The organism is Pseudomonas extremaustralis (assembly GCF_900102035.1).
In the GTDB taxonomy this organism is placed as follows: domain Bacteria; phylum Pseudomonadota; class Gammaproteobacteria; order Pseudomonadales; family Pseudomonadaceae; genus Aquipseudomonas; species Aquipseudomonas extremaustralis.
Genome location: NZ_LT629689.1, coordinates 4,668,811 through 4,686,571 on the forward strand (window position 1 = coordinate 4,668,811; position 17,761 = coordinate 4,686,571).

The 17,761-nt window shown below is 60.3% G+C and carries 17 protein-coding genes and 1 pseudogene; 11 read left to right on the forward strand and 7 right to left on the reverse strand.

Features of this window, described 5'->3' with window-relative positions:
- The first annotated feature begins 35 nt into the window (after nucleotides 1-35).
- The 4 genes from BLR63_RS21425 (at nucleotide 36) to BLR63_RS21440 (ending at nucleotide 4,908) form a co-directional block, all read left to right on the forward strand.
- On the forward strand, nucleotides 36-923 hold the full coding sequence (locus BLR63_RS21425) for a LysR family transcriptional regulator (protein ID WP_010567129.1): 888 nt from the start codon (nucleotides 36-38) through the stop codon (nucleotides 921-923).
- A gap of 97 nt (nucleotides 924-1,020) precedes the next feature.
- Nucleotides 1,021-1,860 (forward strand): formate dehydrogenase accessory sulfurtransferase FdhD, encoded by an 840-nt coding sequence (fdhD, locus tag BLR63_RS21430; RefSeq protein ID WP_010567128.1) that lies wholly within the window; start codon nucleotides 1,021-1,023, stop codon nucleotides 1,858-1,860.
- Nucleotides 1,857-4,238, forward strand: a complete 2,382-nt coding sequence (locus BLR63_RS21435) for an FdhF/YdeP family oxidoreductase (protein WP_010567127.1) — start codon at nucleotides 1,857-1,859, stop codon at nucleotides 4,236-4,238. The genes fdhD and BLR63_RS21435 overlap by 4 nt, the downstream gene beginning before the upstream one ends.
- Before the next feature lie 199 nt (nucleotides 4,239-4,437).
- On the forward strand, nucleotides 4,438-4,908 hold the full coding sequence (locus BLR63_RS21440; RefSeq protein WP_010567126.1) for a YMGG-like glycine zipper-containing protein: 471 nt from the start codon (nucleotides 4,438-4,440) through the stop codon (nucleotides 4,906-4,908).
- Between the two features lie 65 nt (nucleotides 4,909-4,973).
- On the opposite strand, the gene BLR63_RS21445 is transcribed toward BLR63_RS21440, so the two are convergent.
- A complete protein-coding gene (locus BLR63_RS21445) occupies nucleotides 4,974-5,405 on the reverse strand; it encodes an acyl-CoA thioesterase (RefSeq protein ID WP_010567125.1) in 432 nt (143 codons plus the stop codon).
- A gap of 24 nt (nucleotides 5,406-5,429) precedes the next feature.
- Nucleotides 5,430-7,367: a RecQ family ATP-dependent DNA helicase gene (locus BLR63_RS21450; RefSeq protein ID WP_010567124.1), complete on the reverse strand. Its 1,938-nt coding sequence runs from the start codon at nucleotides 7,365-7,367 to the stop codon at nucleotides 5,430-5,432.
- Nucleotides 7,368-7,592: 225 nt separating this feature from the next.
- Between BLR63_RS21450 and BLR63_RS21455 the strand changes: the two genes are divergently transcribed.
- From BLR63_RS21455 to BLR63_RS31945, 3 genes are all read left to right on the forward strand, one after another.
- Complete coding sequence (locus BLR63_RS21455; RefSeq protein ID WP_010567123.1) at nucleotides 7,593-7,763, forward strand: YhfG family protein; 171 nt, start codon at nucleotides 7,593-7,595, stop codon at nucleotides 7,761-7,763.
- Nucleotides 7,763-8,362, forward strand: coding sequence for a putative adenosine monophosphate-protein transferase Fic (locus BLR63_RS21460; RefSeq protein WP_010567122.1), 600 nt, complete (start codon nucleotides 7,763-7,765; stop codon nucleotides 8,360-8,362). The genes BLR63_RS21455 and BLR63_RS21460 overlap by 1 nt, the downstream gene beginning before the upstream one ends.
- Nucleotides 8,363-8,801: 439 nt before the next feature.
- Complete coding sequence (locus tag BLR63_RS31945) at nucleotides 8,802-9,440, forward strand: DUF1493 family protein (RefSeq protein ID WP_231998090.1); 639 nt, start codon at nucleotides 8,802-8,804, stop codon at nucleotides 9,438-9,440.
- Nucleotides 9,441-9,532: 92 nt separating this feature from the next.
- Here BLR63_RS31945 and BLR63_RS21475 read toward each other — a convergent pair whose 3' ends face one another.
- Nucleotides 9,533-11,074, reverse strand: a complete 1,542-nt coding sequence (locus BLR63_RS21475; RefSeq protein ID WP_010567119.1) for a phosphoenolpyruvate carboxykinase — start codon at nucleotides 11,072-11,074, stop codon at nucleotides 9,533-9,535.
- A gap of 179 nt (nucleotides 11,075-11,253) precedes the next feature.
- A complete protein-coding gene (gene hslO, locus BLR63_RS21480; protein ID WP_010567118.1) occupies nucleotides 11,254-12,156 on the reverse strand; it encodes an Hsp33 family molecular chaperone HslO in 903 nt (300 codons plus the stop codon).
- A gap of 126 nt (nucleotides 12,157-12,282) precedes the next feature.
- Between hslO and BLR63_RS21485 the strand changes: the two genes are divergently transcribed.
- A complete protein-coding gene (locus BLR63_RS21485) occupies nucleotides 12,283-13,086 on the forward strand; it encodes a phosphatase PAP2 family protein (RefSeq protein ID WP_010567117.1) in 804 nt (267 codons plus the stop codon).
- A 9-nt stretch (nucleotides 13,087-13,095) separates the two neighbouring features.
- Here BLR63_RS21485 and BLR63_RS21490 read toward each other — a convergent pair whose 3' ends face one another.
- Nucleotides 13,096-13,503: an RNA-binding S4 domain-containing protein gene (locus tag BLR63_RS21490; protein WP_010567116.1), complete on the reverse strand. Its 408-nt coding sequence runs from the start codon at nucleotides 13,501-13,503 to the stop codon at nucleotides 13,096-13,098.
- A 173-nt stretch (nucleotides 13,504-13,676) separates the two neighbouring features.
- On the opposite strand from BLR63_RS21490, the pseudogene BLR63_RS21495 reads away from it, so the two are divergent.
- The 3 genes and pseudogenes from BLR63_RS21495 to rimK all read left to right on the forward strand — a co-directional run.
- Nucleotides 13,677-14,026: pseudogene (locus tag BLR63_RS21495) on the forward strand (EAL domain-containing protein); the annotation flags it as partial.
- A gap of 13 nt (nucleotides 14,027-14,039) precedes the next feature.
- Entirely contained in the window at nucleotides 14,040-14,522 is a 483-nt protein-coding gene (rimB, locus tag BLR63_RS21500) for a retropepsin-like aspartic endopeptidase RimB (RefSeq protein ID WP_010567114.1), read from the forward strand.
- On the forward strand, nucleotides 14,519-15,424 hold the full coding sequence (rimK, locus tag BLR63_RS21505) for a 30S ribosomal protein S6--L-glutamate ligase (RefSeq protein ID WP_010567113.1): 906 nt from the start codon (nucleotides 14,519-14,521) through the stop codon (nucleotides 15,422-15,424). Before rimB ends, rimK begins: the two co-directional genes overlap by 4 nt.
- 123 nt (nucleotides 15,425-15,547) lie before the next feature.
- Here the strand turns inward: rimK and BLR63_RS21510 are convergent, their stop codons facing one another.
- The gene (locus BLR63_RS21510; RefSeq protein ID WP_010567112.1) at nucleotides 15,548-16,861 is read right to left on the reverse strand and encodes an ATP-binding protein; all 1,314 of its coding nucleotides are present in this window, start codon (nucleotides 16,859-16,861) and stop codon (nucleotides 15,548-15,550) included.
- 116 nt (nucleotides 16,862-16,977) lie between these two features.
- Nucleotides 16,978-17,718, reverse strand: a complete 741-nt coding sequence (gene ompR / locus BLR63_RS21515; RefSeq protein ID WP_010567111.1) for an osmolarity response regulator transcription factor OmpR — start codon at nucleotides 17,716-17,718, stop codon at nucleotides 16,978-16,980.
- Nucleotides 17,719-17,761 lie beyond the last annotated feature (43 nt).

The following is a 17,761-nucleotide window of genomic DNA, read 5'->3' on the forward strand; positions in this document are numbered from 1 at the left end:
TCCCCCCGCCATTGGAATATGCCCCCGGAGCGAAGATGGACATCAAACAGCTGAAATTCCTCATCGCCCTCGACGAGACGCGTCACTTCGGCCAGGCGGCGGCGCGTTGCCATATCACCCAACCGACCCTGTCGATGCGCCTGCGCAGCCTTGAGGAAGAACTGGATCTGCCACTGGTCAATCGCGGCCAGCGCTTCGAAGGCTTTACTGCCCCCGGCGAGCGCGTGCTGGCCTGGGCGCGCACGGTGCTGGCGGCCTATGACGGCTTGCAGGCCGAAGCAGCCGCCTGTCGCGGCAACCTTGTCGGTACGTTGCGCCTGGGGGTGGTGCCGCTGTCGAGCTTCGATCCCTTGGCCTTGATGCAACAACTGCACAAAGAACACCCGAACCTGCGCTTTGAGCTGTCAGCCTTGAGCTCCGAACAAATCCTCGAACAACTGGCCAGCAACCGCCTTGACCTGGGCGTGTCCTACCTGGACCGCCTGGATAACGAACGCTTCGACTCCCTGGCCCTCGGCGAAACCCGTATGGGGCTGCTCTATGATCAGCGCTATTTCAGTTTCGGCGACAAGCCGTTGAGCTGGGAGGCATTGATCGAATTGCCGCTGGGCATGCTCACCAGCGGCATGCACTTTCGCCAGTCCATCGACCACAACTTCCACAGCCGAGGCCTGCACCCACAACCGCTGTTACAAACCGATGCCGTCCATCAGTTATTACAAGCCGTGCACGGCGGCTTGTGTTGCGCAGTGATGCCCCTGGAGGGCGGCCTGGATGCGCTCACCGAGCATTTGCGCCTGCAACCCATCGAAGAGGCGCACACCCTGGCGCGCCTGGGCCTGATCATGCGCCGCAGCGCACCGCGCTCGGCGCTGGCGGAAGCCTGTTTCGCGCTTTATCAGAAATCGTTGGCAGAGTCTTGATCGACATCATCTATCGGTAGATCAGTACTGGCAATTAGACGCGACGCTTTGTCGCGCCTAGTCTGGACACTGATCAATCCGTCGATGGTACAGCCCCATGAACGCCAAGCATCCAGTCTGCGCGGCGCCCGCCCTTCAAACGCCCGCGCCCGCCGCCAGCCAGAGCTACCAGTTCTGCAACCTCGAACATACAAGCGTGGCCAGCACTGCACTGGCGGAAGAAGTGGCCCTGGCGATTGCCTATAACGACATCAGCCAGGCGGTGATGCTGGTGACGCCGACCGATCTTGAAGACTTCATCGTCGGTTTCAGCATCGGCAGTGGAATTATCGCCGACGTTAGCGACATTTATGACCTGAAACTCAGCGGATCTGGCTCTACCCAGTATGCCCAGGTGCAGATTTCCAGCCGCGCATTCTGGAACCTCAAGCAGCAGCGCCGCCAATTGGCGGGCACCAGCGGCTGCGGCCTGTGTGGGGTCGAAGCGGTCGAGCAGGCCTTGCCGGATCTTCAGGTGCTGCCCGGCGCACCTTTGCCGCCCGCCGAGTGGCTCGAGGGCCTGCGCCAGCGCATCAGCGCATTTCAGCCGCTGGGCCAGTACAGCGGCGCGGTACACGCGGCGGTGTTCATGAATAGCCAGGGCGAGTTGCTGCTGGGGCGCGAGGACATCGGCCGGCACAACGCACTCGACAAGCTGATCGGCGCCTTGATCCGCCAAAAGATCAGCACCGAAGGCGGCCTGGCCATTGTCACCAGCCGTTGCAGCCTCGAACTGATCCAGAAAGTCCTGCGCGCGGGCATCCAGACCCTGGTCAGCCTGTCGTCGCCCACCGGCCTGGCCCTGCAATGGGCACGCCGGCACAACCTCAATCTCATCCACCTGCCGCAGAAAAGTGCGCCGCGGGTCTACAGCCCTGCGATGGAGTACCAGCCATGAGTAATCATCACCAAGCCGACCAAACCCCGACCCCGCGCTACAAGCCCTACAAAGGCCCGGCCGGCGGCTGGGGCGCGTTGATCAGCGTGGCGCAGGCGTGGCTGACCAGCGACAACGCGCTGAAAAACATCCGCATGATGCTCAAGACCAACCAGAACGGCGGTTTTGACTGCCCGGGCTGCGCCTGGGGCGACTCGCCGGAAAGCGGCATGGTCAAGTTCTGCGAGAACGGCGCCAAGGCCGTCAACTGGGAAGCCACCAAGCGCCGCGTCGACGGCGCCTTCTTCGCCAAGCACAGCGTCACCGCGCTGCTGGAGCAGAGCGATTATTGGCTGGAATACCAGGGTCGCCTGACCGAACCAGTGCGCTATGACCCCGCAACCGACCGCTACCAGCCCATCAGTTGGGACGCGGCGTTCGCCCTGATCGGCCAGCACCTCAACGCCCTGCCCAGCCCGGACATGGCCGAGTTCTATACCTCGGGCCGTGCCAGCAACGAAGCGGCGTACCTGTATCAGCTGTTCGTGCGCGCCTATGGCACCAACAACTTCCCGGATTGCTCGAACATGTGCCACGAAGCCAGCGGCGTGGCCCTGGCCCAGAGCGTCGGTGTCGGCAAAGGCACCGTGACCTTTGACGACTTCGAGCATGCCGACGCGATTTTCGTCTGGGGCCAGAACCCCGGCACCAACCACCCGCGCATGTTGGAACCGCTGCGCGAAGCGGTAAAACGCGGCGCCCAGGTGGTGTGTATCAACCCCCTGAAAGAGCGCGGCCTGGAACGCTTCCAGCACCCGCAGCACCCACTGGAAATGCTCACCAACGGCGACAAACCGACCAACACCGCGTACTTCCGTCCGGCGCTGGGTGGCGACATGGCCATCCTGCGCGGCATGGCCAAGTTCCTGCTGTTGTGGGAACGCCAGGCCCAGGCCGAAGGCAAGGAAGCGGTGTTCGACCACGACTTCCTCAACGAACACACGATCAACGTGCTCGATTACCTGGCCCAGATCGACGACACCTCCTGGGATGAAATCGTCGCACAGTCCGGTTTGCCCCTCGTCGAGATCGAGCGAGCGGCACGCATGTATGCCAAGGGCAAGAACGTGATCATGTGCTGGGCGATGGGCATCACCCAGCACCGCCATTCGGTGCCGACCATCCAGGAAATCGCCAACCTGATGCTGCTGCGCGGCAACATTGGCCGCCCGGGCGCCGGCCTGTGCCCGGTGCGGGGCCACAGCAACGTGCAAGGCGACCGCACCATGGGCATCAACGAACGCCCACCGGTGGCGTTCCTCGATGCACTGGAGCGGCGTTTCCAGTTCCAGGTACCGCGCACCAATGGGCACAACGTGGTCGAAGCGATTCACGCCATGCTCGAAGGTCGCTCCAAAGTGTTTATCGGCCTGGGCGGCAACTTCGCCCAAGCCACGCCGGACAGCCCGCGCACCTTTGAAGCGCTGCGCAATTGCGACCTGACGGTGCAGATCAGCACCAAGCTCAACCGCAGCCACCTGATGCACGGCAAAGACGCCCTGATCCTGCCGTGCCTGGGCCGCACCGACATCGACATCCAGGCCGAAGGCCCGCAGGCGGTGACCGTAGAGGACTCGTTCAGCATGGTCCACGCCTCCAACGGCCAATTGCAGCCGCTGTCGGCGCAGATGAAGTCGGAGCCGGCCATCCTCGCCGGTATCGCCGCCGCGACCCTGGGCAGCAAGCCGGTGGACTGGAACTGGCTGGTGGGCGATTACCGCCGCATCCGCGACCTGATCGCCGACACCATCCCGGGCTTCAAGGACTTCAACGAACGCCTCAAATACCCCGGCGGTTTCTATCTGGGCAACACGGCAGGCGCGCGGCGCTGGAACACGCCATCGGGCCGTGCCAATTTCCGCCCGAATATCCTGCCCAAAGACCTGATCCACGAACGCACCCACGCCACAGGCCGCGTACCGGACCTGATCATGCAGTCGATGCGCTCCCACGATCAGTACAACACCACCATTTATGGCCTGGACGATCGCTATCGCGGGGTGAAAGGCCAGCGCGACGTGTTGTTCGTCAACGAAGCCGACATCATCCGCCTGGGCTTCAAGCCGGGGCAGAAGGCCGACATCGTATCGCTATGGGAAGACGGTCGTGAGCGTCGGGTGAAGGGCTTCACCTTGCTGGCGTTCGATATTCCGGCGGGGCAGGCAGCGGCTTACTACCCGGAAGTGAACCCGCTGGTGCCATTGGAAAGCACCGGGGATGGCAGCCATACGCCAACGTCGAAGTTCGTGGCCATTCGCCTGGAAGCGGCGAGTGACAATGGACTGATCCCTGTGGCGAGCGGGTTTGTCCCTCACCGCCGGGAGCGCTTTGCGACATAAATCGCAGGCATGAAAAAGGCCGCTTTTGCATAAAAGCGGCCTTTCCGAAGGAACTAGAGACCCACCAAAATCACTTAAGTTCCCTAACCAAAACAACAACTTAGCGAATTGTGCACAAGTCGTGTTACTGGTCGGATTTCTATTGTCACAATCTCGACACAGCCTCAGGATCGCGCCGTCATCCTCTTGAGGTCTGTCTATGAAGTTCTCCTCGATTCTCTTGTTGTCCCTTGGCCTGGTCAGTGGCGCAGCCATGGCCGGTGGCACCACCGAAGCCGGTGTGGGCGGCGCATTGGGCGGGGTACTCGGTTCGGTTGTCGGCCAGCAGGTCGGCGGTAACACTGGTTCGGCCATCGGCGCCGCCCTGGGTGGCGCGGGCGGCAGTGCGGTCGGCGCCGACAAGCGCAGCCGCGGCGAAGCCGCTATTGGCGGTGCCCTCGGCGCAGCCGGCGGCAACGTGGTAGGTCGCAGCATGGGCGGTAACACCGGCAGCCTGATCGGCGCAGCAGCCGGCGGTGGCGCAGGTGGCGCACTGGGCAACTACATGGGCAACTCGAGCGATAACGACGACCGTCGTTCCCGTGATGGCCGCCGCTACGACCGTGATGATCATCGTGGTCGCGGCCATGCCTATGGGCATCGCAAGAACAAGCATCACTACCGTGATTGATCAGATCTAGAGAACACTGCAGAAACACTGTGGGAGGGCCCATCCCACAGTGTCTCTACAGGAAGTCAGGCCACCAACCGCTGCAATGCCTCGCGCAACATCGCCGGAATCGTCACCGGCTGGTTCGTCCCCCGATCCACGAACACATGCACGAAGCGCCCCGCCGCACAGGCGTCCTCCTCGCCCGCCTTGAACACCGCCAACTCATACTGCACCGAGCTGTTGCCCAACTTGCCGACCCGCAGGCCTATTTCGATGCGCTCGGGAAAGGCGACGGAAGCAAAGTAATCACACGCTGAACTCACCACAAACCCAACCACCTCGCCGTCATGAATATCCAACCCGCCCTGTTCGATCAGGTAGGTATTCACCGCCGTGTCGAAGAAACTGTAGTAGGTCACGTTGTTCACATGGCCATACACATCGTTGTCGTGCCAGCGCGTGATGATGGGCTGGAAGTGACGGTAATCGGCGCGTTGCGGCATTGAGTCAGGCATGGGCACGTCTCGGTGAAAGTGGGTTTACAGGTCATTCAAGTGGGCTTGGGCCCACTCGCGCACCTCGGCGTAGGGGTAATCCTCCAGCGCGGCAAAACCCGGAATTCCCCGCGCCTTCAGCTTGGTGAACAGCGGCACGCTGATACCGCCAAGAAAACGTGTCAGGCGTTCGGCGCCCGGCAGGTGGCCGGTGTGCTCATGATGCCTGTGGATAAAATCACCGCACAGTCCCATGAAGTGTTTATCCACAAGCGGCGGCAAGCTCGGCGGCGGCGGCAGATGCGCCACATGGCCGTGACAGACCGAGCAATGCCCGCAACGCTGGGGGGCTTTTTCATCACCAAAATACTGCGCCAGACGCTGTCCCAGGCAATGCTCGGTGGCGAACAGGTCAAGCATGGCGTGTATGCGCGCCACCTCCGTCACTTCGTGCTGCTTGAAGCCTGTGTATAACGCTTGGCTCAATACCTGCGGATCGAACTCGGTATCCAGCAGGCTGTAGACCTCGGTCATCTGCTTGCTTTCCAGCTCGATCAGGCCCTGCTCCTGAAAATAGTCCAAGGCCTTCACCACTCGATTGCGCGCGGCATTGTGCTGCTGATAAAGCCCTTCGAAATCCACCGTCGCCCAGGTCTTGGCCCGCTTGCATACTTGGATGATCGCCGCGACGAACTGCTGCCGCTCGCCGGAAAACCGTGCAAGCAAGGCCTCGGGCTCGATCAGGTATTTGAAGCGGTACTCGGCATAAAACGCGTAGCGCGGTGCGATCACGCCCTTGAGCTCCAATTGCACCAGCAGCGTCTTCAGTGGCAGTTCGCGGATGTTGCTGTGGTCCGACAGCGAGCGCAGCAGGAACTCCCATTGCCCTTCACTGCGCGCCGCCTGCAACTCATCGAGCACACGCCGGATGCCGTCCTGCTCGGGCGTATCGCCGTAGACGAAATTTTCCAGCACGTTGAGGCTGTCGCGATTGGCCAGCACCAGGCAGTCGGACGGCTGCCCGTCACGCCCTGCGCGACCGATCTCCTGGCTGTAGTTCTCGATGGATTTGGGCAGGTCGAAGTGCACCACATTGCGGATATCACTTTTGTCGATGCCCATGCCAAACGCGATAGTGGCGACGATGCAATTGGAGCGACCGTCCATGAAGCGCTGCTGGATACCCTCGCGCTTATCGTGAGGCAAACCGGCGTGATACGCCTCGGCCTGGATGCCGTTGCGGTTCAGGTGCTCGGCAATCTGCTCGGCGGTTTTCTGCAAGGTGACGTAGACGATACTCGGCTGCCCGGCCCGCTCGCTCATCCACTGCACCAGGCGCCGACGCTTGTCCGCACCGCTTACCGGCTCCACCAACAGGTTGAGGTTGGGCCGGTAGAAGCCCGTGGTGACCACATCATCGGGAGCAATGGCGAACTTGGCCTGCATATCGGCAATCACCTTGGGCGTGGCCGTGGCGGTCAGCAGCAGCGCTTGTGGGATATTGAACTGGCGCTGGTAGTCCGGCAGCTTCAAATAGTCCGGACGGAAGTTGTGGCCCCACTCGGAGATACAGTGCGCTTCATCCACCACCAGCAGCGATATCTGCACGCTTTGCAGGAAGTTGCGAAAGCGCTCGTTCTTGAGGCGCTCCACGGAAATCATCAGGATCTTCAGCTCGCCGGAACGCGCACGGGCCATGACCGCATTGGCCTCGTCGCGGCTTTGGGCCGAATCGATACTGCCGGCCGCAATGCCATGGCGCTGCAGGAAGCCCAACTGATCCTGCATCAACGCCAACAATGGCGACACCACCAGCGTCAGGTGCGGTAGCAGCACCGCCGACAGCTGGTAACACAAGGACTTGCCCGACCCCGTAGGGAAAATCGCCGCGGCCGAACGACCAGCCAATACGGCGCTGACCGTTTCTTCCTGGCCCAAGCGAAACTGTGGATAACCAAAGACCTGCTGGAGGGTGTCGTGCATAGGCTGTCACTCCATTGACCGCTGAGTTGGCTCAAAAACATAGCCTGGGAATCTCAGCGAATCGAGAAAGGTCGCAAGGAAAAAAGAGACAGGATGATACACAGGGTGCCGCCATGGCCTTGGGCCAAATGCGACCACTTCGAATGTGGTGAAGTGGTTTTTATCCCGCCTGCCTGCCGAAGCATTGAGCTACAATCAAGCCTTGCTACCCAGGAGTACGCGGCGATGAGCGAACTGACGTTTGAGCAAAAACAGGATCATTACCATAAGATCCGCCGTTCCAATTACCTGGCCAGCCTACGCCTTGAAGGGTTCGACACCCAACCGGCCGACGTCGAAAAACCTCTGCCGACCCGCGAAGCCGTCCTTGCCAAGTACCGCAACACTCCACGCTGATGCTCGACAAATACGGGGTGGGCCAGGATCCATATTGCTATCCCGGTAGCAGCGTCCTGCGCAACCGCCTCGATTTGCTCGACGAAGACCGCCTGCACCAGGCTGAGCGTGAACTGTCCGAAATCGCCGTAGGCAACCTCCCGCTCTTCCCCCCACCCTACAACCTCGAACGCCTGCAACATATCCACCGCACCCTGTTCAGCGACATCTACGACTGGGCCGGAGAGTTGCGCAGCGTGAATATCCAGAAGGGCGATACCCTGTTCTGCACCCCGGAACGCATCCCACCGGAGGCCGCGAAGATCATCCGGCAGATGGAAGAAGCGAACTGGTTTGTCGGTACAAGCCAGGCCGAACTGGTGAGCAAGATTGCCGAAGCCTATGGCGACCTCAACGTCATCCACCCCTTTCGCGAAGGCAATGGCCGAGCGCAGCGGATTTTATTTGAACAGATCATCGTGAACGCTGGGTTTTCGGTGAACTGGTGGCTGGTGAAACATGCGGTGTGGATACCGGCGAACATTGATGCGGTGGCGTGTGATTTTCGGGGGTTGGAGGCGATTTTTGAGCGCTGTATCAGCAGGCCTGTCAGTGCCTGATCGAAACACGTCCAATGGCATCTATAGGTAGGAGCGAGCTTGCTCGCGAAAATCGTCAACGATGACGCGGCAAGTCTGAATGACCGCGGCGTCCTTGGTTTTTTTCGCGAGCAAGCTCGCGCCTACAATTGAGTGCGTGAATGGCCAAAAATCACTGCCAAGCCCCAAAAGCCGGAAATTGCTGTAAGAAACCTCCAAATATCGCGCCATCCTCTTCCCAAATTGCTCCGAACACCCGCTCAACCCTCTATAGAAGTTACCCATAGCTGAATGAAAATAGCGCGGTCTCAACTTTCTCGGCAGAACCCCTTGAACATCGAAAGGACTCAACACCTCAGCCGCTACCGCGGCACCTCCAAGGCGATTCATCTCACCGTTCAACCTGGCAACCGAAATGCTTTGGCCGGTCTACGCCGGCTAGCACCGGGAGGGTGAAACGATGACCGAATATGTACCTTGGATCATCCTCGTCCCCCTCGTAACGCTTGCCGTCTTGCTCGACAAAAAGATGCAGCATCCCGCCCTCAGAACCTGGATCGGGCTCGCTCTCATCGCTCTGGGCCCAACACTTCTGCTTGGCTTCACGTTCTGGATAACGGAGCTACAATTGAACAGCATTGCGGTTCTTGCTTTCTGCTATGGCGTCCGCTTGCTGATCACCCGAAACAAATACCACCTCCAACGCAACCGCCCCTCTCACCCACTCCTGCGTGCTCCCACCATGAAACTCGCCCCCAACTTCCCCGTAGACCCCGTCATGCAGCAGCTCCTGCAACTGCTGCACGAAGAAATCGGCCTGCCGGAACATAAGACCATTCGCCTGCAAACCTCGCTCAATTTCGACCTGGGCTGCGACGGCGGTGAGGCCAAGCAATTCATGGAAATGCTGGAACAGGAATTTGCCCTCGACCTGGGGGACTACGACACTTATCGCTACTTCAATCCGCCGCTCTTTGATGTGTTCCTCAAGCGTCGAGCCAAGGGGCATGGCGAGAAGATCCCCCTGACCATCGGCATGCTCTACCTGGCGATTCAAACGAACAGCTGGGACACCCAGACGCTGGAAAACCTGAGCTGAGCGGTTACCCAGGTTTATCGCCCCCGCCTCACAGTTCTAAGTGCACAAAAAAAGCCGCCCACAAGGGGCGGCTCTTTAACAGCTAGCAAATCTTACAACTTCGGACCCGCAGCCTTGATCGCATCGCTCACTTCAAACTTCTTGAAGTTCTCGATGAACAGACCGGCCAGCGCTTTCGCCGCTTCGTCGTAGGCAGCCTTGTCAGCCCAGGTGTTACGTGGGTTCAACAAGCCAGTCTCAACGCCCGGCACCGCCAATGGTACGTCCAGGTTGATGGTGTCGAGGTGTTCGGTTTGCGCACCGATCAACGCGCCACTCTGGATCGCTGCGATCACGCCGCGGGTGGTCGGGATGTTGAAGCGTTTGCCGACGCCGTAGCCGCCACCGGTCCAGCCGGTGTTGACCAGGTAGACCTTGGAGCCGAAACCACGGATACGCTTGATCAGCAGCTCGGCGTATTCACCGGCCGGACGCGGGAAGAACGGCGCGCCGAAGCAGGTGGAGAAGGTCGACTTGATGCCACTGCCGGAACCCATTTCGGTCGAGCCCACCAGCGCGGTGTAGCCGGACAGGAAGTGATAGGCCGCTTGCTCTTCGCTGAGGATCGACACGGGCGGCAGTACGCCGGTCAGGTCGCAGGTCAGGAAGATCACCGCGTTTGGCTCGCCGCCCAGGTTCTTCTCGGAACGTTTGGCAACGTGCTCCAGCGGGTAGGCGGCGCGGCTGTTCTGGGTCAGGCTGACGTCGGAATAGTCGGCGTGCCCGGCCTTGTCGATCACGACGTTTTCCAGGACCGCGCCGTGCTTGATGGCTTTCCAGATGACCGGCTCGTTCTTCTCGGACAGGTCGATGCACTTGGCATAGCAACCGCCTTCGATGTTGAACACCACGCCCTTGCCCCAGCCGTGTTCGTCGTCACCGATCAGGTAACGGCTTTCGTCGGCGGACAGGGTGGTTTTACCGGTGCCGGACAGACCGAAGAACAGGGTCACGTCGCCTGCTTCGCCGATATTGGCGGCGCAGTGCATCGGCAGTACGTCTTCGGCCGGCAGCAGGAAGTTCTGCACCGAGAACATGGCTTTCTTCATTTCACCGGCGTACAGCATGCCGGCGATCAGCACTTTTTTCTCGGCGAAATTGAGGATCACGCAACCATCGGAGTTGGTGCCATCACGCTCAGGCACGCACTCGAAGTTGGCCACGTTGAGCACTTGCCATTCTTCACGGCCGGCCGGGTTGTACTGGGCCGGGTTGATGAACAGGCAACGACCGAACAGGTTCTGCCAGGCAGTCTGGGTGGTCATCTTCACGGCCAGGTAGTGGTCTTCGGACGCACCTACATGGACATGGGAAACGAAATGCTCTTGCGCGTTGTTGAACGCCTCGACGCGAGCCCACAGGGCATCGAACTTGTCGGCCGGGAACTTGCGGTTGATCGGGCCCCAGGCAATCGCGTCCTGGGTGGAAGGCTCTTCAACGATGAAACGGTCGACCGGCGAACGACCGGTACGGTGACCGGTTTCTACGACCAGTGCGCCAGTATCGGCAAGCACGCCTTCACCGCGCTGCAGGGCTTCTTTGACCAGATCGTCAACACTCAAATCGGTGTATACGGCGTTATTGGCTTGCGTCATGAGGTTCCCCGTCGGCCTATGGCCGAGTGCTCCAAACGTTTTGTAGTAGAAAGTTGCGCACTACTACCGCGAAAAAAGTGGGCCGGATTATGCCAGAAAAGCCCAAAAAAAGTAGGGCCCTCCCGTCAGAACAGCTGTAATCCGGCATAACACAGGTGATTTACCTGCACTTAAACGTTTTAGTGACGGGTATCGGAGGGTGTGTCGATACCGGCGCCGGCGAACAATTGGGCGATGTCGGCGGCGTCAAACAGGTAGCGCTGGTTGCAGAACTGGCAGTCGATCTCGATATGACCGCCGTGTTCCACCACCAGGTTTTGCGCATCTTCCAGGCCAAGGCTGACCAAGGCGTTCGCCGAACGCTCGCGGGAGCAACTGCAATGGAAGCGCAGGCCCTGTGCGTCGAACAGGCGTACAGCCTCTTCGTGGTAAAGGCGATGCAGGATGGTTTCGTTGTCCAGGGCCAGCAATTCTTCAGCGGTCAGGGTGCCCGCCAGGGCGGTGAGGTTGCGCCAGCTTTCGGTGCGCTCGTCGTCATCCTTGATGCGGTCGGCGGGCAGCTGTTGCAGCAACAGGCCACGGGCGCGCTTGCCGTCGGCGTTGAGCCAGAAGCGCGTGCCAATCTGCTGGGACATGACGAAATAGTTGGTGAAGCATTCGGACAAGTTTTCGCCGTCGAGGTCGACGATGCCTTGGTAACGCTGGCCTTCGGTCGGGTCGACCGTGAGCGCCAGCACACCGTTGGGCATCAGGTCGGCCAGGGTCGCGTCAGGGGCGATCAGATCAGCCTCGTAACGGGCCAGGCCACGGATTTCACGCTCGCTGGAGCACTCGATCATCAGCAAGGGGACCGGACCTTCGGAGCGGGCCTGCAGGATCAGCAAACCGTCGAATTTCATCGTGCCCACCAGCAGCGACGCCGCTGCCATCAACTCACCGAGCAGTTGCGCGACCGGCTCCGGATAGGGGTGCTTGGCGAGGACTTCGGCATAGCTGCGCTCCAGCGAGACCAGTTCGCCGCGGGCGTCGTTCTCGTCGAAGATGAAGCGTTGGGTGAAGTCGGTATCCGGTAAATCAGTCATAGGTCTAGGTATCTGAATTGATGACAAAATTATTACAACGTTTATAAAATTTAATGCTTCAGCACCATTTTGGTGCGGCTTTCTCCTGGAAACAGAAAGCTTATATAGAGCGAAGAGGGACAGTTTATGAACAATCCGGGTTTGTTCCAAGCCAAGTGGAACCTCCGGCGATGGGCTCTTTGCAATCTACTCGCTATCGGGCTGCTGTGTTTTTGGCTGTGGCCCACGGGGCAGATGCTGTGTGTAATTTTCGACGAATGGCTGTTTCATCTGCTCAATGACCCGCTGGCGAGCGACTCGACGTGGCTGCACATATGGGCCGTGGCCAGTTTGCGGCCATTTGATGCAGTGGTCGGCGTAATTCTGCTGATGCTGCTCATTCGTGGCGACTGGGTGTTCAGAGCCGTACAGGTGCGCCAGGCAGTGTTAGGTTTTGTCGGTATTTTGTTGCTGTTGTTGTTTATTCGTATGCTGTTTTCCAAACTTGCGGCGCAGATGGGCTGGCAGCACAGCAGTCCGTCGATGACGCTCAGCGGAGCGGTCCAGATGAGTGACTATTTCCCAGGGCTGGAGAAAACTTGGGAGTTAAAGGACCGTTCGAGCCAGAGCTTCCCGGGAGATCATGCATCGGTGTTGCTGATCTGGAGCATGTTCATGACGGTGTTTGCCCGGCGCATCGGCCAAGTGCTGGTGATCTGGGCCCTGGCGCTGTTGTTCATGATGCCGCGGCTGGTAGCGGGGGCGCATTGGGGGCAGGACGACTATATCGGCGGCGTGCTGCTGGCCCTGCTTGCACTGGGATGGGGTTACTACACGCCGTTTGCGGCGAAGGTGACGGATGTATTGCTGCGCGCGACGGCGCCCGTGTTCGGGGTGTTTCAGCGAGTACCGTTGATTGGCCGGCTCAGTGTCGTAAGAGCACCGCAATAACCCGTGGGACTAATCGTCATTGCCACTGCCGCGAAACTTGAACAGGTCGCGGCGTTGCTTCTTGCTTGGTTTGCCATCGGTGGTCATGCCGGTGGCACCCGCCTTGCGCATGGCCGCCGCGCTTTCGCGCTTGGCGATACTGGCTTCGGTCTCGGTGTACAGCGCCTGCGCTTCGGGGGCGCCACGACGCACACTGGAAAGCGCCTGGACCACGACAGTCTTTTCATCAAAGCCTGTACGAATCAGCAACTCATCACCGACACGTGGCTCCTTGCCCGGCTTGCAGCGCTCGCCACGATGGTGCACCTTGCCACTCTCGATAGCGGCCTTGGCCAACGCGCGGGTCTTATAGAAACGCGCGGCCCATAGCCACTTGTCCAGACGGATCTTTTCTTCCTCTGCCTGCTTCTGAGCCACTTGAATTCCTCGTTCTGAAAAATGCCGCAACTTTACTGTTGAAACCCGTCGACGCATAAACCCCAAGGCTCACCTAAGATACGCCAGGTAGCCCCCTGTTTTCGCGAGGACATGCCGTGACCGACTTCCCGACTTCACTCACCTCGCCTGACCAGCACTGCCAAACCCAAGCGATCACCGCTGCCCTGGAGGCCGCTCGCACGCACAATCGCCTCCTTGACCCGCTGATTTTCGAGACACTGGAAAGCGAGCCCGTAGATAACAATCGCCATTTGACGAATATTCTGCGTGAATACCGCGAATTCGGCTTCAAGACAGCCATCGACGATTTCGGCACGGGCTGTTCGGGACTGTCACAATCTGTGAGCAGCTGGGCGCTACTGTCATCGCTGAAGGCATTGAAAGTGCCGTTGAGCGTGACGTCCTGTCCGACTGTGGAATATTTCTGATGCAGGGCTACTGGTTCGCCAGACCCGCATTCAACGCGCTGGCCGAGGTTTCCCCTCAGGCCTGGGCGAATTGACCGGTTACCCATATTGAAGACATTTGACCATTTGACCGTTGTGGGTCTGCGTGAGTGGGTAGCACTTCCCGACTTGGGAGTGGCCGGCCTGCGCGCGAAGATCGACACCGGCGCCAGCACCTCCAGCCTGCACGCTACCGATATCGAGCCTTTTGAGCGCGACGGCGAGAAGTGGGTACGTTTTACCGCACACCTGGGCAGCGTGGTGCAACTGCGTCATCGCCGCTGCGAAGCGCCGCTGGTGACGATGAAAACCATCAAGAGCTCCAACGGCCATGCACAGGTGCGCTACGTCATCAGCACCACCCTGGCGTTGGGGGATCGGGTCTGGCGGGTGGAGTTCACCCTGGCCTGCCGCAAAGCCATGCGTTACCGCCTGTTGCTGGGCTCCAAAGCGCTGATTGACGGCCACCTGGTGGTCAATCCCGGCGTCAAGTACGTTCAAGACAAGCCGGTGTTCCCGGTCTCTACTCTTTCTGCCCCAGGTGCTGCATGAAGATTGCTGTGCTGTCGCGAAACCCGCGTCTGTATTCCACCCGCCGCCTGGTCGAGGCTGGCACCGAACGAGGTCACGAAATGGTCGTGATCGACACGTTGCGGGCCTATATGAACATTGCCAGTCACAAGCCGCAGATCCACTATCGAGGCAAGCCGCTGGAGGGGTTCGATGCCGTGATCCCGCGCATCGGCGCCTCGGTGACCTTCTACGGCTGTGCGGTGTTGCGCCAGTTTGAAATGATGGGGGTGTTCCCCCTCAATGAATCGGTGGCCATTGCCCGTTCGCGGGACAAGCTGCGTTCGCTGCAACTGCTGTCGCGCCGGGGCATCGGCCTGCCGGTGACCGGCTTTGCCCACTCCCCCGATGACATCCCCGATCTGATCGAAATGGTCAACGGCGCGCCACTGGTGATCAAGGTACTCGAAGGCACCCAGGGCATCGGCGTGGTGATGTGTGAAACCGCGACGGCTGCGGAATCTGTCATCGAAGCGTTCATGGGCCTCAAGCAGAACATCATGGTGCAGGAGTACATCAAGGAAGCCGGCGGTGCGGATATCCGTTGCTTCGTGGTGGGCGACAAGGTGATTGCAGCCATGAAGCGCCAGGCCAAGCCAGGTGAGTTCCGCTCCAACCTGCACCGTGGCGGCAGCGCCAGCCTGATCAAGATCACCCCGGAAGAGCGCATGACCGCACTACGGGCAGCCAAAGTCATGGGGTTGAGCGTCGCGGGTGTGGATATCCTGCGCTCCAACCATGGCCCACTGGTAATGGAGGTAAATTCATCGCCGGGCCTGGAAGGGATCGAGACCACCACCGGCAAGGATGTGGCGGGGATCATCATTCAGCATCTGGAAAAAAATAGTGGGCCGAACATGACCAGGACCAAAGGCAAGGGCTAGCACCAGCGCCTCTGGCACCACCTATAACCAAATGTGGGAGGGGGCTTGCTCCCGATTGCAGTGGGTCAGCTACAAATATGCTGGCTGATCCACCGCTATCGGGAGCAAGCCCCCACGTTTTGATTAGACCGCGTCTCTGGGCAACATCAACCCAAGCGGCAAACGCACCCGCGCTTCCAGGCCTCCGTCTTCGCGGTTGCGCAATTCGACATTGCCGCCATGCATCGAGGCGATGCGCCGCACGATCGCCAGCCCCAAACCGGTCCCCTTGCCCCCACGGGCTCGGTCGCCACGGGTGAACGGGTTGAAAATACCTTCCAGCTCAGCCGGATCGATACCGGTGCCACGGTCCAGCACACTCAGCACCACATAGGGCGCCGCGCTGTCACCGGACACATAGGCCGCCACTTCCACATCCGAACCGGCATGGTGCAAGGCATTGCCGATCAGGTTGTTCAACAGGCGCTTCATCGACACCCTGCGCAACGCAAACGGCTGGATCGGTTCCAGGCGCATGCGCACCCGCTCGCCATTCTGGTTGTAGGGCGCTACCACTTCACGCACCAGTTCCGTGAGGTCGACCTCTTCCACCACTTCATCACGGCCATCGCGAATGAACGCCAGGAACTGGTCGAGAATAGCGTCCATGTCCTCGATATCGCGCACCATGTCATCGGTCAGGTCGGTATGGTTGCCCATCAGCTCCAGGGACAGGCGCAACCGCGTCAACGGGGTGCGCAAGTCGTGGGATACCCCCGCCAGCATCAGCTCGCGTTCGCGCCCGGCCTGTTCGACGTCCTCCGCCATCTGGTTGAACGCGCCATACACCTCGGTCATCTCGCTGGGCGTATCGCTGACCGGCAGGCGCACGCTGCGCCCTTGCCCCAGCTGGCGGGCGGCGAATACCAGGCGTTTGAGCGGTTGGTTGAGCTGGCGCACGAAAATCCACGCGGACGCCGTTGAAAGCAACCCGATGGCCAGGAACCAGCCCAGCACATTCCAGATCTTTTGCCCACGCAACGGATGCGGGTAGAGCGGCACCTTGATCCAGGCATCCCCCAGGCTCGGCGCCCTGACCCACAACGCAGGCGAAACATGCATGCGCAGCCGGACCTCGGTGTCCTCGCCCAGCTCGGCCTGCATCTGGCGCTGGTAAATCTCGCTGTACGGCCAATGCTGCTCGCCTTCCGGCACACCGGCGCCATCAACCCGAATCAACGTCGACGCCTTGGCTACCTTCTCGCGGTTTTCAGGGTCTACGGCCCAATAGGCACGCAACGTCAGGGCAACGCCGTGGCTGTACTGCCGGTCCACCAGGACGTCCTCGTTCATCAGCAGATAAACCAGCGTCAACGCCTTGGAGAACAGAACGACGATCAGCACCAGCCAAAGGGTGCGGGAAAAGAAACTTTGCGGGAACCACAGGGGGGTTTTCATAGAAGACAGCTGGACACCTTGCTGGAACGAGCGGCGCTCGCAGAATTGCAGACGCCGGACATCCCGTCGACTCTCGTGGAGTCAAACGCCAGGATGCCCGCCCTGCAAATCATGGGTCACTTGGTTGCGGTGCCATCCGGCACAAACACATAACCCACGCCCCACACCGTCTGGATATATCGTGGCTTGGACGGGTCCGGCTCGATCATTCGGCGCAGACGGGAAATCTGCACGTCGATGGAGCGCTCCAGAGCGTCCCATTCCCGCCCACGGGCCAGGTTCATCAGCTTGTCGCGGGTCAGCGGCTGGCGTGCGTTCATCACCAGGGCCTTGAGTACCGCGAACTCGCCGGTGGTGAGCATGTGCACTTCGTCACCGCGCTTGAGCTCGCGGGTGGCCAACGACAGTTCGTAGTCGCCAAAGGTCACGCTTTCGTCTTCGCTGCCCGGTGCGCCGGGTACCGTGGGCGCCTGGCGACGCAATACGGCCTTGACCCGCGCCATCAGTTCATCCGGGTTGAATGGCTTGGCCAGGTAATCGTCAGCGCCCAGTTCAAGGCCCTTGATGCGGCTCAGCTCATCGCCCTTGGCGGTGAGCATGATGATCGGAATCTGGTTGTTCGCGCTGCGCAGGCGTTTGCAGGCGGTCAGGCCGTCTTCGCCGGGCAGCATCAGGTCGAGCACGACCAGGTTGAACACTTCGCGCCCCAACAGGCGGTCCATCTGTTCGGTGTTCGGCACCGCGCGGGCACGATAGCCCTTGGAGTTGAAAAAGCGCTCCAGCAGGCTGCTCAGCCCTGGATCGTCATCAACGATGAGAATTTTTTCGCCTTCAGCAGTGTGTGCAGTGCCGCTCATTGGATGCTCCTCTTATCTCGGCGCGCATTATGGCCTAGCTGCC

Excerpts from the sequence above, each read along its gene's own strand:
- BLR63_RS21425 (WP_010567129.1), top strand. The coding sequence starts at position 36 with ATGGACATCAAACAGCTGAAATTCCTCATCGCCCTCGACGAGACGCGT.
- fdhD (WP_010567128.1), top strand. The coding sequence starts at position 1,021 with ATGAACGCCAAGCATCCAGTCTGCGCGGCGCCCGCCCTTCAAACGCCC.
- BLR63_RS21435 (WP_010567127.1), top strand. The coding sequence starts at position 1,857 with ATGAGTAATCATCACCAAGCCGACCAAACCCCGACCCCGCGCTACAAG.
- BLR63_RS21440 (WP_010567126.1), top strand. The coding sequence starts at position 4,438 with ATGAAGTTCTCCTCGATTCTCTTGTTGTCCCTTGGCCTGGTCAGTGGC.
- BLR63_RS21445 (WP_010567125.1), bottom strand. The coding sequence starts at position 5,405 with ATGCCTGACTCAATGCCGCAACGCGCCGATTACCGTCACTTCCAGCCC.
- BLR63_RS21450 (WP_010567124.1), bottom strand. The coding sequence starts at position 7,367 with ATGCACGACACCCTCCAGCAGGTCTTTGGTTATCCACAGTTTCGCTTG.
- BLR63_RS21455 (WP_010567123.1), top strand. The coding sequence starts at position 7,593 with ATGAGCGAACTGACGTTTGAGCAAAAACAGGATCATTACCATAAGATC.
- BLR63_RS21460 (WP_010567122.1), top strand. The coding sequence starts at position 7,763 with ATGCTCGACAAATACGGGGTGGGCCAGGATCCATATTGCTATCCCGGT.
- BLR63_RS31945 (WP_231998090.1), top strand. The coding sequence starts at position 8,802 with ATGACCGAATATGTACCTTGGATCATCCTCGTCCCCCTCGTAACGCTT.
- BLR63_RS21475 (WP_010567119.1), bottom strand. The coding sequence starts at position 11,074 with ATGACGCAAGCCAATAACGCCGTATACACCGATTTGAGTGTTGACGAT.
- hslO (WP_010567118.1), bottom strand. The coding sequence starts at position 12,156 with ATGACTGATTTACCGGATACCGACTTCACCCAACGCTTCATCTTCGAC.
- BLR63_RS21485 (WP_010567117.1), top strand. The coding sequence starts at position 12,283 with ATGAACAATCCGGGTTTGTTCCAAGCCAAGTGGAACCTCCGGCGATGG.
- rimK (WP_010567113.1), top strand. The coding sequence starts at position 14,519 with ATGAAGATTGCTGTGCTGTCGCGAAACCCGCGTCTGTATTCCACCCGC.
- BLR63_RS21510 (WP_010567112.1), bottom strand. The coding sequence starts at position 16,861 with ATGAAAACCCCCCTGTGGTTCCCGCAAAGTTTCTTTTCCCGCACCCTT.
- ompR (WP_010567111.1), bottom strand. The coding sequence starts at position 17,718 with ATGAGCGGCACTGCACACACTGCTGAAGGCGAAAAAATTCTCATCGTT.